This is a genomic window from Thalassobacillus cyri (assembly GCF_900107755.1).
Lineage (GTDB): Bacteria > Bacillota > Bacilli > Bacillales > Halobacillaceae > Thalassobacillus > Thalassobacillus cyri.
Genome location: NZ_FNQR01000016.1, coordinates 18,175 through 31,386, shown reverse-complemented (window position 1 = coordinate 31,386; position 13,212 = coordinate 18,175). Strand labels below are relative to the sequence as shown.

Annotated in this window: 14 protein-coding genes; 6 read left to right on the top strand and 8 right to left on the bottom strand. The window is 42.7% G+C overall.

Translation table 11 applies throughout. The annotated features are described in order from the left end of the window. Window positions 1-185 precede the first annotated feature (185 nt). Window positions 186-371 carry a YhzD family protein gene (locus BLV00_RS16505; RefSeq protein WP_093046071.1) on the top strand — a complete coding sequence of 62 codons (186 nt, stop codon included), beginning with the start codon at window positions 186-188 and terminating at the stop codon, window positions 369-371. Between the two features lie 293 nt (window positions 372-664). Here BLV00_RS16505 and BLV00_RS16500 read toward each other — a convergent pair whose 3' ends face one another. From BLV00_RS16500 to BLV00_RS16490, 3 genes are all read right to left on the bottom strand, one after another. Continuing rightward, window positions 665-1,435: an enoyl-CoA hydratase gene (locus BLV00_RS16500; RefSeq protein ID WP_093046070.1), complete on the bottom strand. Its 771-nt coding sequence runs from the start codon at window positions 1,433-1,435 to the stop codon at window positions 665-667. Between the two features lie 752 nt (window positions 1,436-2,187). Next, complete coding sequence (locus BLV00_RS16495; protein WP_028781945.1) at window positions 2,188-2,541, bottom strand: YlbF/YmcA family competence regulator; 354 nt, start codon at window positions 2,539-2,541, stop codon at window positions 2,188-2,190. 89 nt (window positions 2,542-2,630) lie between these two features. Next, complete coding sequence (locus BLV00_RS16490; RefSeq protein WP_245728999.1) at window positions 2,631-3,797, bottom strand: DUF445 domain-containing protein; 1,167 nt, start codon at window positions 3,795-3,797, stop codon at window positions 2,631-2,633. An 87-nt stretch (window positions 3,798-3,884) separates the two neighbouring features. Between BLV00_RS16490 and BLV00_RS16485 the strand changes: the two genes are divergently transcribed. Both BLV00_RS16485 and BLV00_RS22075 read left to right on the top strand, forming a co-directional pair. Continuing rightward, window positions 3,885-5,195 (top strand): YheC/YheD family endospore coat-associated protein, encoded by a 1,311-nt coding sequence (locus tag BLV00_RS16485; RefSeq protein WP_093046068.1) that lies wholly within the window; start codon window positions 3,885-3,887, stop codon window positions 5,193-5,195. Between the two features lie 64 nt (window positions 5,196-5,259). Next, window positions 5,260-5,427 carry a hypothetical protein gene (locus tag BLV00_RS22075; RefSeq protein WP_176791657.1) on the top strand — a complete coding sequence of 56 codons (168 nt, stop codon included), beginning with the start codon at window positions 5,260-5,262 and terminating at the stop codon, window positions 5,425-5,427. A gap of 172 nt (window positions 5,428-5,599) precedes the next feature. On the opposite strand, the gene BLV00_RS16480 is transcribed toward BLV00_RS22075, so the two are convergent. Next, window positions 5,600-5,878 (bottom strand): metal-sensitive transcriptional regulator, encoded by a 279-nt coding sequence (locus BLV00_RS16480; RefSeq protein WP_093046067.1) that lies wholly within the window; start codon window positions 5,876-5,878, stop codon window positions 5,600-5,602. A gap of 168 nt (window positions 5,879-6,046) precedes the next feature. Here BLV00_RS16480 and BLV00_RS16475 point away from each other — a divergent pair, with 168 nt between their 5' ends. Continuing rightward, window positions 6,047-6,967: a PucR family transcriptional regulator gene (locus BLV00_RS16475; RefSeq protein WP_176791654.1), complete on the top strand. Its 921-nt coding sequence runs from the start codon at window positions 6,047-6,049 to the stop codon at window positions 6,965-6,967. A 267-nt stretch (window positions 6,968-7,234) separates the two neighbouring features. Beyond that, on the top strand, window positions 7,235-8,332 hold the full coding sequence (locus tag BLV00_RS16470) for an ABC transporter ATP-binding protein (RefSeq protein ID WP_093046065.1): 1,098 nt from the start codon (window positions 7,235-7,237) through the stop codon (window positions 8,330-8,332). Between the two features lie 75 nt (window positions 8,333-8,407). Here the strand turns inward: BLV00_RS16470 and BLV00_RS16465 are convergent, their stop codons facing one another. From BLV00_RS16465 to fumC, 3 genes are all read right to left on the bottom strand, one after another. Further along, window positions 8,408-8,680: a hypothetical protein gene (locus BLV00_RS16465; protein ID WP_245728998.1), complete on the bottom strand. Its 273-nt coding sequence runs from the start codon at window positions 8,678-8,680 to the stop codon at window positions 8,408-8,410. A gap of 117 nt (window positions 8,681-8,797) precedes the next feature. Next, window positions 8,798-9,007 (bottom strand): alpha/beta-type small acid-soluble spore protein, encoded by a 210-nt coding sequence (locus BLV00_RS16460; RefSeq protein WP_028781938.1) that lies wholly within the window; start codon window positions 9,005-9,007, stop codon window positions 8,798-8,800. An 87-nt stretch (window positions 9,008-9,094) separates the two neighbouring features. Then, entirely contained in the window at window positions 9,095-10,486 is a 1,392-nt protein-coding gene (fumC, locus tag BLV00_RS16455; protein WP_093046063.1) for a class II fumarate hydratase, read from the bottom strand. Window positions 10,487-10,835: 349 nt separating this feature from the next. On the opposite strand from fumC, the gene BLV00_RS16450 reads away from it, so the two are divergent. Then, entirely contained in the window at window positions 10,836-11,753 is a 918-nt protein-coding gene (locus tag BLV00_RS16450; RefSeq protein WP_093046062.1) for a zinc dependent phospholipase C family protein, read from the top strand. Between the two features lie 74 nt (window positions 11,754-11,827). Here the strand turns inward: BLV00_RS16450 and BLV00_RS16445 are convergent, their stop codons facing one another. After that, entirely contained in the window at window positions 11,828-13,123 is a 1,296-nt protein-coding gene (locus tag BLV00_RS16445; RefSeq protein WP_093046061.1) for an MFS transporter, read from the bottom strand. Window positions 13,124-13,212 lie beyond the last annotated feature (89 nt).

The following is a 13,212-nucleotide window of genomic DNA, read 5'->3' as shown; positions in this document are numbered from 1 at the left end:
AACTGCTCCCCCTTTTTTTATCCTTCTTTTATACGCTGTTATTAGGCAAATAGTTTCATTTATTTCTATTAATTTTAAAAATACACTTTTCAGGGAAATAAAAAAAATAAATCACCAGTAAGCAGGATTTTCTGCTATATGTATTTAATTGTAGAAAGTGGGAAAATTTTAGGAGGGGTTAAACTATGAAAGCCTACGCACTGACTGTCTTTGCCAAAGATGGCGAGAAATTATTGGATGAAAACTTTGAAGCTGCCGATGACAACGATGCGAAACAAATCGGCCAGAATAAATTACAAGAACATGGCTACGAAGAACATACCCATCGCTGTGTCGCACCAGAAGGCCACCTGGTTTTATTCCATAGGTAGAACAAAGGCGCAAGCGCCTTGCTAGTAAGGACGTTCGACTAAAAACGGCACGTCCTCAAAAAAGACTCTGTCTTTTTCTGCGAAGTACATCCAAAGAAGTAGTTCTAGTGTGCCAACGTCGAACTGACCTGCATCCTTGAAAAAGAAAATAAAGATGTATTCCTTGTCCTGCAGGCCTCCGACAAGCTTAAGACAAGCCTAGAAAATTTTAAATTTCCTAGACAAAAACAAAAGCAGGCTCAATCCGGTTTCCCGTGATCGAGCCTGCTTTTTAATGGCTTATGCTTTTCATATTATTTTCCGGTAAACTCAGGTTTCCTTTTTTCCATAAATGCTTTGACACCTTCCTGGTGGTCACTCGTCTGCCGCAGTTTCCACTGGGCTTTTCTTTCTTCTTCAAGATATTTCTTCAACTTTTCCAGGCCATATTGATGGTACAGCTGTTTCGTCGCAATCATCGACTGAAGCGGCCTGTGGCTCCACCTTTCTACAAGCGCTATTGTTTCTGCTTGCACGTTTTCATCTGCTACCTGGTCGACAAGATGGTAGTCATAAGCTTTTTTAGCGTATAGCTCTTCCCCGTTCCATGCAAATTGCTTCGCACGATGCGTGCCAAGGCGTTCCTGAAGCCAGAAGTGTCCACCGCCATCCGGAAAAAGTCCGATACCGATGAAATTCATGGAGAATCGTGCCTCTGGATCGGCGATGATGTAATCAGCCGCAAGAGCAATGCTCAACCCTAAGCCCACAGCTGGACCGTGAACGGAAGAAATCACTACCTTTGGCATCGTGTATAGTTTAGTAACGATAGTTTCGATATTCCCCATCACTTCATGGAACTTGGCCTCATCACTTACTTCCGTCATCATCGAGACATCGCCTCCGGCACAGAAACCATCTCCTTTTCCAGAAAGTACGACGATCTGTGCATTGGATGCCTCTACCTCCTCCAGCGCTGTTACGAATTCCTCGAGCATTTCTACATGCAGTGCATTATAACGTTCTCCACGAGCAAGCTTCAGCTCGATGATATTATCTTTATTCTCTAATTCAAAATAGTTCATAACGATCTCCCCTTCATAATAAAAAGCTCTTCCATGTCTTTTTCGCTATCCCATTTACAAAATCCTGCCAGTTTCGACATAATTACATGATCTTCTTCTCTTTATATAAAGGATTTGTTAAATCTCCGTGTTGATTTTACAGATAAGCTCCCTTTAATTGAAGACTCAGTTTCGAGATAGTTGGGTCCGTTACCATGAGAGGAATAGGATGGTCCGGGAAACGACTCGCTTTCCAGCTTCATCGCCTAGACACTCGGGACATAAGCAGTCCATCAACGGGAAGAAAGAGCCCTTCCCTTTTGCTGTTCTGCTTATGCGTGTCGTGTCTCCCAAGGCGATTACGCATTCATTTCTTTCCTGTGGGGGAACTGGCAAGCCTCATCGGGCTAAAAACCCTGCGGGATGAAAATGACAGGTGAGACCCCGGAAGACGAAGTCTGAGGAGGCTCAGCGCATGCCCGCGGAAAGGGAGTCGTTCCCCACCGGACCCTTATTCAGACAAACATCTCGAAATCAAGTCTTCGACTTTTCGGCCCTATTGTTGAATAGGACTCTGATGAAAAATCAACAACCACTTAATAGAACCTATATAAAAAGCTCATGCAGCTTATCGAACCGATTACCGTATAATGAAATTCTGGGACAGGATAAGGCCTGTTTTCCTGAACCAAAAAAAGTAGTTCAATCAGGGAGTACAAATTGTTTTTGCACTCCGAAACTGAACTACTTCACTAGGGTTTGGTCCCTTTGTATTACTGTTCTTCTGGTGTACCATAAAGCTCTTCTAGAGGCTTTGTGATGATACGGCTCACATCGTTGATTACGGTGTTCAACTGCTGTTCTTTTTCCATAAGTTTAGAAATCACTTCATGCTGCTGAACAAGCTGTACTACTTGCTGTGCCTGCTGCACTTCTTCTTCTGTGATTTCTTCTCCTTGCATTTGTTTTTGCTGCAAGTTGATTTGTGTTTCACGGAAGTTATCGAACATTTTCTTCGCTGCTTCGTCAGCCATTACTGCTTCGTATGCTTCTTTCAATCCTTGGAATTCATCGCTATTACGAATCGCTTTTTCTAAGTCATACGCATTATCATAGATATTTGCCATTGTTTTAAAAAACCTCCTGTATAATTCACTTACTTTGATTCCTACCCCACTATAACAAACGTAAACGGATGTGTATAGGAATAGAGCTATTATCCTAAAATTAACACGATTACTCCCTGGAAGATTCCGATTAATCCACCAAGTAATGCTCCCAGATAGGTAATCATTTTCAATTCCCGCCTGGAAATATCCAGAACCATCGCTTCTAATCTCCCAACAGAAAAAGCCTCGACTTGATCCTGGACGATTTCCGCCAGGTGAAGTTTTTTCATCATCGGCTCAATCCGATCCGCCAACAGGGTACCTGCTTGCGCGACCAGCACCGGGACTGCATCCTGGATGATTTTAGAGCGAATTGGCTTCACCCAATCGGCTACGGTGCGATTCAGCCAGTTTTTAAGCGGGAAAGTTTTGGCTACGGTTGTACCTAACGTTCGTTTAATAGCGTTTTTCCCGATTTTTTCTTCAATTGTTCCTACCGGTTGACGGACCCAATAATCTTTTTCTTTTCCGATCAATTCTACGAGCCATTCCTTCGTTTCGGGAGCCCTCACATATTGCAGGACGGCCGGATGGGCTTTATCTGTAAGTCCCTGCGGTGTGATGAAGGAGGAAATCATATTACCGAGAAACCCTTGGCCGGTTAAATAATGTTCTATCAATTCCGCAATTTTACGCTTGCCTTCCGGGCTGTCAATATAAGTGCTTAGCTTAAGCTGGATATTGGCTGCAAGCTTATCTACTCCCTTATCCGCTTTCTTTTTCCAATCTTCCGGAAGCAGCTCCTCGACAGGAACAGAACGGTATTGGGTCATCATCTGTTCATATTGATTTTCCACCCAATAGGATACTTTCCTGCGAAGCTTGTCCTCGTCCGCTTCGACATCGAAGGAATCCAGCAGTTCGGTAATCTTTTTTTCCTGTTTGAGCAACTGTTTGACTTCTTCTTGTGCCCAAAGGGTCATCTGTCTTTGAAACTCACTCTCTTCCAGTTTTTTGCGGATCCCCTCTGCCGTCAAAAGATGCTGGACAACCATCCGGCCAAGCTGTCGGGCCAGTTCCTGCTGACGCTTCGGTATCAATCCGGGTGTAAAAGGCAAACGATATTTACCTATAAATTTTGCTTCATATGGTCGGAATAACATTTTTATCGCTAATGAGTTGGTGAGACCGCCAATAAGTGCTCCGATCGCCATCATCATCAGTATTAATAAGACTACGTTCATGACATCAACCTCATTTCCATTCTCCGTCACCAGTATATATCATTTTCCCGGAATGAGAAACGGTCATGCTAAGAATTGCTTGTGCATATATAAATAGAAAGACGGGGAGGGCTGTCCATGTATTTTTCCATACGTTATTACGCAGGATCACACGCCAGAATGATCGTTCCAAAAGCCTATGAAAAAGAGTTCCAATCTGTCGATTCCTTATCATTCGGAAAGAAATACTGTACGGTCCGATGCTTGACTCACCGGGAAAATGATAATTGTATTTTAATTTCTTCTGCAGCTAAAGAAAAATTGCAGCTGCCCGATCATCGTATGGCGATGTGCCATATCACTGCTGATAAAGCACGTTTGACTGTTCCATTCGGCGTATTTACAGCTGGCTTTCAAATAGAAGGCCAATTACTGGGCCCGCGGACAAAATATTTCGAGGGCTTCAGTACCACAGGACAGGAACTCGGATACCAGGCTGTTTTTTTCGGATGTCAGCATTTGTCCACACTCCCGGCCTATATTAGTGGTTATGTCTACGACAGGCAAGTGTGGCGGAAGATAGAATCGCCATTACCGGAAGTTGTCTATAACCGTATCACGAACCGGAAAACAGAAAACCACCCGAAAGTCCACCAGGCTCTGCGGACATTAAAAGAAAAATCTCGTTTGTTCAATCCTGGATTCTTTAATAAAGCAACTATTTTGAAATATGTAATGGAAAGTAATGAAACCGATCATTTGCTCCCCCCTACCATTTTCAACCCTTCGAAACAAATGCTCGGGGATATGCTGCAAAAAAATGCCGTGTATATCAAACCTACCCACGGAAGCCGTGGCGAGGGTTTGATGAGAGTAAAACAAAATGAAGATGGTTCACTCGATGTTCACGAATCCGATGCCCGCCATCCTCATCGCTTCCAGAGTATCCATAGTTATTTTCAAGCTTATTTTCCGCAAGGCAGTTCCGGTTATTTAGTTCAACCGAAAATCGATCTCCTTGAAATAGATGGGAAGCCAATAGATTTTCGTGTTCATAGTAATAAAGATGAAAAAGGGACTTGGAAAATCACACTGATCGGTGTCAGGATCGGTAATGAAAACCAGCCTACCACCCACCATATTCATGGAGGCACTATTAAGATATTAGAAGAGATTTTTTCTCACGTACGTATACGCCAAATCAAACAGCGGCTGACAGACACAGCACTAACGGTCAGCAAGGAAATCGATCAGCACTTTGACGAGCAATTAGGTGAATTAGGCCTCGATATCGCCATCGACAAAGATGAGGGATTGTGGTTGTTCGAAGTCAATTCCAAGCCCGGATTTTTCTTATTCGATCATCCTGCCCTGGCTGAACAAATGAACGATTATTTTTCATATAGCTATCGATACGGGCAACACTTGATGGATCGAGACACTGATTAATTTCTTTGCGCATGAAAAAGACTTGCTGGCAAAAAATAAGTGTATATTGCCGGGAGGTGAAACAATGAAGGAGAAAAAAGAACGCCACCATGCCACAGAAGGCAAGGGAAAATTGGAATTAGATGTTGACCGGATGATTAATGAAGGCATGGCCGGCGGAATGGAACGATCTGTTTATGGCAGAGAGCAGCTGGGAGAAGTCCATGAATTAACTGAACAAAAAGATGACTGACCATTTTCACATTAGAAAAATTCAGATTATCGCCAAGTACTTATGGCGAAAGCAGCCTAAGTGTTTCTTATACCTTAGTCCTTTAACAAGGTTAAACTTTCTTAAAGTACAAAAAACGTACGTCAGAATTGCTGACGTACGTTTTTTTATAAGGACTTTTCTCTATTGGTGCTTAGCGGCTTTTAACAATCATTTGTACAGCGTCGTTGATCAGCTGCTCGGCAGAATCGCCTTTTTCGTTGCTGGTACGAATACAGGTTTCAAGGTTTTTAGCAACGATATATCCAATCGCACGGTCCATCGCAGAACGGGCGGCAGACAGTTGGGTGATGACGTCTTTACATTCTTTTTCATCTTCCATCATCTTTAATACACCGCGGATTTGACCCTCTATACGTTTCAAACGGTTTTTCGTTTCCTGGTTATATTGGTCCATTTTAATTTCTTCCATGCTTGTCCCTCCCTTTCCCTAGGGTTATATCATGAAAAGTATTCCCTTTTTCAGTGTACCCTTATAGGTATATTATAATCATTTTCTCCTGAAAAATAAACCCTTATGTTTGGTATAAGTATTCCTATTGATATAATAAAGAATAACTTAAAAAAAAGGAAGATACAAATGATTATAATAGAAAAAATAAAATCGATTTACCCTTCTCTTGTCCAACTTCCATGCGAAAAGCATCTGGACGCAAATGAATATAAATGGTTTCGCACAGAAACCGACGAAATCATCGGAATTAAAAAAAGTGAACTATCCAGTCGTGAATCTGACATGCTGGAAATCTTTCTGACCCCATATTACTATGACACTCCTTATATTACTGAACGGGAACAACAATGGATCGACTTGATTTACCACCATCAGCCGGAAAATTTGAATGAAAATAATCCACCCGGCAGCTTCCGATTTGTTTTTTTCAAATTATCAGAGCGAAGTGCTGAGCCTGAAACCTTCCGCGAAGCCATCCAGGGTTTATTTTCCGTTCAAATGCCAATCATCTGGGAAAATGATCATACCGGATTCATTATCGAAGAAAGAAAAGGAAAGGGAGAAGAGAAACTTTCCTTTGAACAAATCATCGATGTATTAATGAGTGATTTTTATAGAAAGCTATCTTTTTATGTCAGTGAATTCGTGGATGATATCGGGGATGCTCCCTCCCATTTCAGCTGGAGTAAACACTGTTTTTATATCGCACAAAATCACTTAAAAAAAGATGTCACAAATTTTCTTGATGTGATTCCCTATGTATACCTGGATCAGCTTCCTGACGACCAGGCTGCCCGGGTGACTCAGGCAATACTGCAGGAAGTGATCCAGGAAACAGATCTTCTGCATACCGTGCAGGTATTCCTGGAATGCAATTCCAACGCTACCTTGACGTCAAAAAAATTATATATGCACCGCAACAGTTTGCAATACCGGATAGATAAATTCATTGAAAAAACCGGAATCGATGTCCGGCAATTTCAATTCGCCCTCCCCACCTACCTGGCACTATTGCAAATGAAAATCAACAGCTGGAGTGACCGATGATTGTTAAATGGACTGTACTGAACCATGGAAAACCACAAAGGGTATATGCGAGCGGAGGTCCTAAATGTTCGTAGTAAAGATAATGCACGAGCCCCAGGCAGCAATATAAACACGAAAGGTAAGGCGCATAAGCTGATGCAACTATACAACGTGCACAACCAGGTATAGTTTCTTTGTGCATGTTGTCCATTTACGCCCTCTCAAGATAAAGGTAGACTAAACCCATAGTTTAATAAAACGCTTACATAACTTCGGGGAGGAATTAACATGGCAGAGCTTAAATTAAATCATATTGATAAAGTATATGACAAAAATGTCAAAGCGGTAGAAGATTTCAATTTGGATATCGCGGATAAAGAATTCGTAGTATTTGTAGGACCATCCGGGTGTGGTAAATCCACGACGCTTCGTATGATCGCTGGTCTGGAGGAAATCACAGGTGGAGATTTTTACATCGATGACAAACGTATGAATGATGTTGCGCCTAAAGACAGGGACATCGCAATGGTGTTCCAGAACTATGCATTGTATCCACACATGAATGTATACGATAATATGGCATTCGGCTTGAAACTTCGTAAAATGGATAAAAAAGAAATTGACCGCCGAGTGCAGGACGCAGCAAAAATTCTTGGACTGGAAGCATTACTGGATCGTAAACCGAAAGCCCTTTCCGGTGGTCAGCGTCAGCGTGTCGCTTTAGGGCGTGCGATTGTACGGGATGCGAAAGTATTCTTGATGGACGAGCCTTTATCCAACCTGGATGCGAAATTACGTGTACAGATGCGTGCCGAAATCCAAAAACTGCACCAGCGTCTCCAGACCACAACAATCTATGTTACTCATGACCAGACAGAAGCGATGACAATGGCGACACGTCTGGTTGTCATGAAGGATGGTTACATTCAGCAGGTCGGTGCGCCTAAAGAGGTGTATGACAAACCGAATAACGTTTTTGTCGGTGGTTTCATCGGATCGCCAGCGATGAACTTCCTGACTGGTACATTGAAAGAAGGCTATATCGAAATCGGTAATGTCAACATCAAAGTCCCAGAAGGAAAAATGAAACCACTCCGCACCCAGAACTATTTGAATAAAGAAGTCATTCTTGGTGTCCGTCCAGAGGACATCCATGACGAGCCTTTGTTCATTGACGCCAACCCTGAAAGCAAAATCACTGCCCATATCGAAGTAGCAGAATTGATGGGTTCTGAATCCTACCTTTACTCTAAAGTGAACAGTCAGGACTTTATCGCCCGTGTTGATTCCCGTACAGATATCAATGGTGGAGAAGACATCGAGCTAGCAATGGATATGAACAAAGCTCACTTCTTTGACGCAGAAACAGAAGAACGTATTAAGTAATTTTCCCTTAAGGTAGCGTTGCATCATAAAATAAGAAAAAGGACTGTCATCTTTTCTAAAAGTGGCAGTCCTTTTTCAATATGGTGCTTCTTGTATCTCTTTAGTCATGATCTTTCCACAATCTACACATTGGATGATATGAATGCATTGATGAGCGGTGGCCGAGTCCGAATCTCCATCGACCAGCTTTGTCATCATCACCTCCAGGTACGGGCTGTAGTCGTCCAGGTAATCAACTATTTTTCCCTGATCGACCATGTCACTCGCACAATCCGGACAAATATCCTCAATCTCTTTTATCCCATTGCAAATCGGACAAATCAGCATATCCATCTCTCCCCTTACCATCAATACCTCAAAAGAGTGTTGTTATGCACAAAGGACCTTGATATATGTTTTACAGGATTATACTACTAAAACAAAAGGAAGGAGAAGCGTAGGCCGCTTCTCCTGTTTACCATTCATTTATCGTGGTTGTTGTCCGCCGAATTGAGATTCAGCCATTTGGACAAGACGCTTAGTGATTTCTCCACCTACAGATCCGTTAGCACGGGAAGTAGTGTCAGCGCCTAGTTGCACACCAAATTCTTGTGCAATCTCCATTTTCATTTGATCAAGTGCTTGTTGAGCACCAGGTACTACTAATTGATTAGATTGGTTTTGGTTTTGAGCCATTGTGTCTCACCTCCTGTGTAATTGTAGTTTGACCCACAATTCAGGAAGTATCACGAAAAATCATTGGTAAATTTGTACAAATCTACATTACTTTGCGTTGGGTTTGGTCATCGCTTTCGGATCGACATATTCTTCGAATTCTGCTTCTGACAAAATACCTAATTCTACAGCTGTTTCTTTCAATGTCTGATCCTTCTCGAAGGCTGTTTTTGCTATTTTTGCAGCATTTTCATAACCGATATGAGGATTCAAAGCAGTAACAAGCATCAAGGAATCCTTCAAATATTGCTCGATTTTGCCATGTTCAGGCTCTAAACCACTGACACAGCGTTCATCAAACGATACCATACTGTCAGCTAGTAATTGAGCAGACTGCAAGAAGTTATAAGCGATTACGGGTTTGAAAACATTCAATTCAAAGTTTCCTTGACTGGCTGCAAAACCGATTGTCGCATCATTACCCATGACTTGAGCTGCTACCATGGTAACTGCTTCACTTTGGGTCGGATTGACTTTACCAGGCATGATCGAGCTTCCAGGTTCATTGGCAGGTATGGTAATCTCACCAATACCGCAGCGAGGACCGCTTGCCAGCCATCTGACATCGTTTGCGATTTTCATAACATCAGCTGCCAAAGCCTTCAATGCCCCGTGAGCATGGACTAACTCATCATGAGACGTCAATGCATGGAATTTATTCGGAGCAGAAATGAATGTTTTTCCTGTCTCCTCATTGATTTTTTTCACAACCGTTTCAGCAAAGTCCGGATGCGCATTCAGGCCTGTCCCGACTGCTGTACCGCCGATAGCCAGCTCTTTTACATATTGCAGGCTGTCTTCGAGCATGCTTTCTGTCTTTTCCAGCATACGGTGCCAGCCACTTATTTCCTGGCCAAGCGTCAATGGTGTCGCATCCTGAAGATGTGTACGACCGATTTTTACGATATCTTGAAACGCTTCCATTTTTTCTTTTAATGTTGTTTTCAATTGCTTCAAGGAAGGCAATACGGTTTCTTCCACTTTCAATACAGCTGCGATATGCATTGCTGTTGGATACGTATCATTGGAGCTCTGGGATTTGTTCACATCATCATTCGGGTGCAATCTTGTATCCGTCCCCTGCTCCTTCAGCCATTCATTACCTACATAAGCGATAACCTCGTTGACGTTCATATTGGATTGCGTACCGCTTCCAGTCTGCCAGACAACCAGTGGGAAATGTTCCTCCAGCTCTCCAGCTACAATTCGATCTGCAGCATGTCCGATAGCATCGGCTTTTTCTTGTTCCAAAAGTCCTAATTCCTGATTCGCTCGAGCCGCACTTTTTTTCAAAACGGCAAATCCATGAATCACTTCCACAGGCATTTTTTCATTGCCAATTGGGAAGTTTTCTTTACTGCGCTGCGTTTGTGCTGCCCAGTATTTTTCTTTTGGTACTTTCATCTCACCTAATGTGTCTTTTTCAATACGATAGTCCATGTTGTATCCTCCCTCGCCTTATGAAAAATAAACTCCTGTCCAATTATAACAAAAATTTTTGCGCTTCATCACCAGGAAGTACGACTTCCATGATAATAAGCAACTTTCTGACTATTTACATTATTCAGAAATAGGTGTATGGTATATGTAACAACTCGGAAAGGAGGCAGGAAGGCACTACATACAACGTGAAGGAGGGATGATCACCGAAACACGTTTAGTAGCTGATTTTCTTGCTCGATCTTTTTTCAGTGGGTAGAATAATGGATTAGTGGTTGAAGAAGCCCTGTGGGAGGGCTTCTTTTTATTGTATAATAATGACAAAAATGATTACATAGGAGGTTTATCCATGCCCAATATCTGGACCCATATCCATTTTAGCCAATCATTGCTGGACACCCTGGAGCACACCGAACGGTTTAAAATCCTTTCAGCTTATGTCAAATTAGGGGCCCAGGGACCGGACCCGTTCTTTTATCACCGCTTTTGGCCTTTTTTAGAAAGCAAAGGCGTCGAGGAAGTTGGCATGCGTCTGCATACCGAATATTGTGGGGATTTCCTCCTCGACCTTATCAAACAAGGGAAAGAAGCCCCAGCATCCTCCCAAGCCTACATTTTCGGTTTCCTGACCCACCATATCCTGGACCGGAACACCCACCCTTACATCCATTACCGTGCCGGATACGAAGGAAATAAACACCAGGAATTAGAAGTCATCATCGATACCCTCCTATTAGAACGCGAGAAAAATATGAAAACCTGGCGCAACCCTGTCCATAAACAAATCGATGTCGGAAAAAGGCTCGATAAATGGCTTATACGGCTCCTCGATACTACCATCAAAAAATACTTTGCTGATGTGAGTACCGACCTCCCCGGTGATTACATCCAGGAATCTTATTATGATATGAAAACAGCCATGCGCGTGTTATATGACCCGACAGGCTGGAAAAATAAGCTGTTGGGCTCCCTTGTTTCTTCATTCTCCCACCGGCCAGTTGAGGAAACGAAAGATTACCTGAACATTAATGAAAACGAATGGCGCCATCCGGCAACCGGAGAAACAAAACAGGAATCGTTTGATGAGCTTTACGAAAAAGCATTCGATGAAGGAAAAGAAATCCTGACGTTACTGCTGCACTATTGGCAAAACGGTTCAAAAAATGCATTGGAAGAGCTAAAAGACAAGCTGGCGAATATATCGTACGATACTGGCGAACCGCTTCATAAAAACCTGATAAATCAGTTTAGTGCACCAATCGTATAACACCGCTAAAAAGACTTGGTCTCCCAAGTCTTTTTATGTGAATTGCGGGGGAAGCATTCTCTATTGATTCCGACTTACGTGTGTATTTCTACTTTATCTTTCAGCCGTGTCTGGTCCTTCGCATCTTTCGTCCCCTGCTCGACATCCACTTTTTGAAGCAACACCAAACCTAGAACAAAAAATACGAGGAGAGCCATGATTCCCAACCGGCTTGAACCTGTCAATTGCCCGACTATTGCAAATAAAAATGGACCAAAAATAGCAGCGAATTTAGACGAAATCCCATAGAAACCGAAGAACTCGGCATGACGGTCTCCGGGCACCATGCGGCCAAAGATAGATCTGCTTAAGGATTGCGCACCGCCCTGTACCATTCCGACACAGATAGCTAATACATAAAAATGAAATGCAGAAGTCATAAAATATCCGATGATAACGATCATGATATATACGACAAGACTGAGGGAAAGCGCCTTTTTAGCAGTGATTTTACCAGCAATCCAACCGAACAAAAAGGTGAATGGAATACCGACAAACTGAGTAATCAGCAGGGCAAGAATCAAATCATTGCTGCTGATACCGATATCCCGCCCATAGACGGTCGCCATTTTGATAATGGTGGAAATGCCGTCATTGAATAGCCAAAAAGCAATCAGGAATAAAAATAGCTGCTTGTATTGCTTGATTTCCTTAAATGTAGTCCCGACACGGTTGAAGCCAATACGAACATAGGACTTAGTCCGTTTCGGTTTGACTTTTTTCTCTTCAAAAATATTTTTAAATAAAGGAATGGAGAATACCAGCCACCACACCCCGACGGACACAAATGCCAGTTTGGTAGCTATTAATGTATTCGCAATACTAAATAAGGCGGGCTGCATTATCATCAGCAGATTGATCGCAAGCAGTACCCCACCTCCTATATATCCAAAAGCGAAGCCCCAGGCAGATATTTTGTCGATTGTATCTTCATCGGCTACTTCCGGCAAAAAAGCATCATAGAACACATTACCTCCTGAGAAGCCGATGGTACCGAACACCATCAGAATAGAAGCCAGAAGGTAGTCTCCCTCCCCGACAAAAGCCATCAGGATACTTGCAACCATTCCCATGAATGCGAAAAACATCAAAAACTTCTTTTTTGCAGCCGAGTAGTCGCTGATCGCCCCGAGCACAGGCGCCAGGACAGCTACAATCAATACGGCAATCGACTGCGTATAGCCCCAGTAACTTGCTGCCAATGACTCTTTCAAACCAGCCGCTGCAACATCATAATAAAATATAGGCAGTACAGCTGCCATCATCGTTGTAGCAAAAGCAGAGTTCCCAAAATCGTAGAATACCCAGCTTAACACCGGTTTCTTTTTCATAACCTTTCCCCCATCAAGATCAGACTTGTTATACTAAGCATAGCAAAATTTTACTATTACGATGCATCTTTTTTCTGAAGATTATATTT

Bases quoted from the DNA above. Each gene is read 5' to 3' on its own strand.
- BLV00_RS16505 (WP_093046071.1), top strand. From the start codon at position 186: ATGAAAGCCTACGCACTGACTGTCTTTGCCAAAGATGGCGAGAAATTA.
- BLV00_RS16500 (WP_093046070.1), bottom strand. From the start codon at position 1,435: ATGAACTATTTTGAATTAGAGAATAAAGATAATATCATCGAGCTGAAG.
- BLV00_RS16495 (WP_028781945.1), bottom strand. From the start codon at position 2,541: ATGGCAAATATCTATGATAATGCGTATGACTTAGAAAAAGCGATTCGT.
- BLV00_RS16485 (WP_093046068.1), top strand. From the start codon at position 3,885: ATGTATTTTTCCATACGTTATTACGCAGGATCACACGCCAGAATGATC.
- BLV00_RS22075 (WP_176791657.1), top strand. From the start codon at position 5,260: ATGAAGGAGAAAAAAGAACGCCACCATGCCACAGAAGGCAAGGGAAAA.
- BLV00_RS16480 (WP_093046067.1), bottom strand. From the start codon at position 5,878: ATGGAAGAAATTAAAATGGACCAATATAACCAGGAAACGAAAAACCGT.
- BLV00_RS16475 (WP_176791654.1), top strand. From the start codon at position 6,047: ATGATTATAATAGAAAAAATAAAATCGATTTACCCTTCTCTTGTCCAA.
- BLV00_RS16470 (WP_093046065.1), top strand. From the start codon at position 7,235: ATGGCAGAGCTTAAATTAAATCATATTGATAAAGTATATGACAAAAAT.
- BLV00_RS16465 (WP_245728998.1), bottom strand. From the start codon at position 8,680: ATGGTAAGGGGAGAGATGGATATGCTGATTTGTCCGATTTGCAATGGG.
- BLV00_RS16460 (WP_028781938.1), bottom strand. From the start codon at position 9,007: ATGGCTCAAAACCAAAACCAATCTAATCAATTAGTAGTACCTGGTGCT.
- fumC (WP_093046063.1), bottom strand. From the start codon at position 10,486: ATGGACTATCGTATTGAAAAAGACACATTAGGTGAGATGAAAGTACCA.
- BLV00_RS16450 (WP_093046062.1), top strand. From the start codon at position 10,836: ATGCCCAATATCTGGACCCATATCCATTTTAGCCAATCATTGCTGGAC.
- BLV00_RS16445 (WP_093046061.1), bottom strand. From the start codon at position 13,123: ATGAAAAAGAAACCGGTGTTAAGCTGGGTATTCTACGATTTTGGGAAC.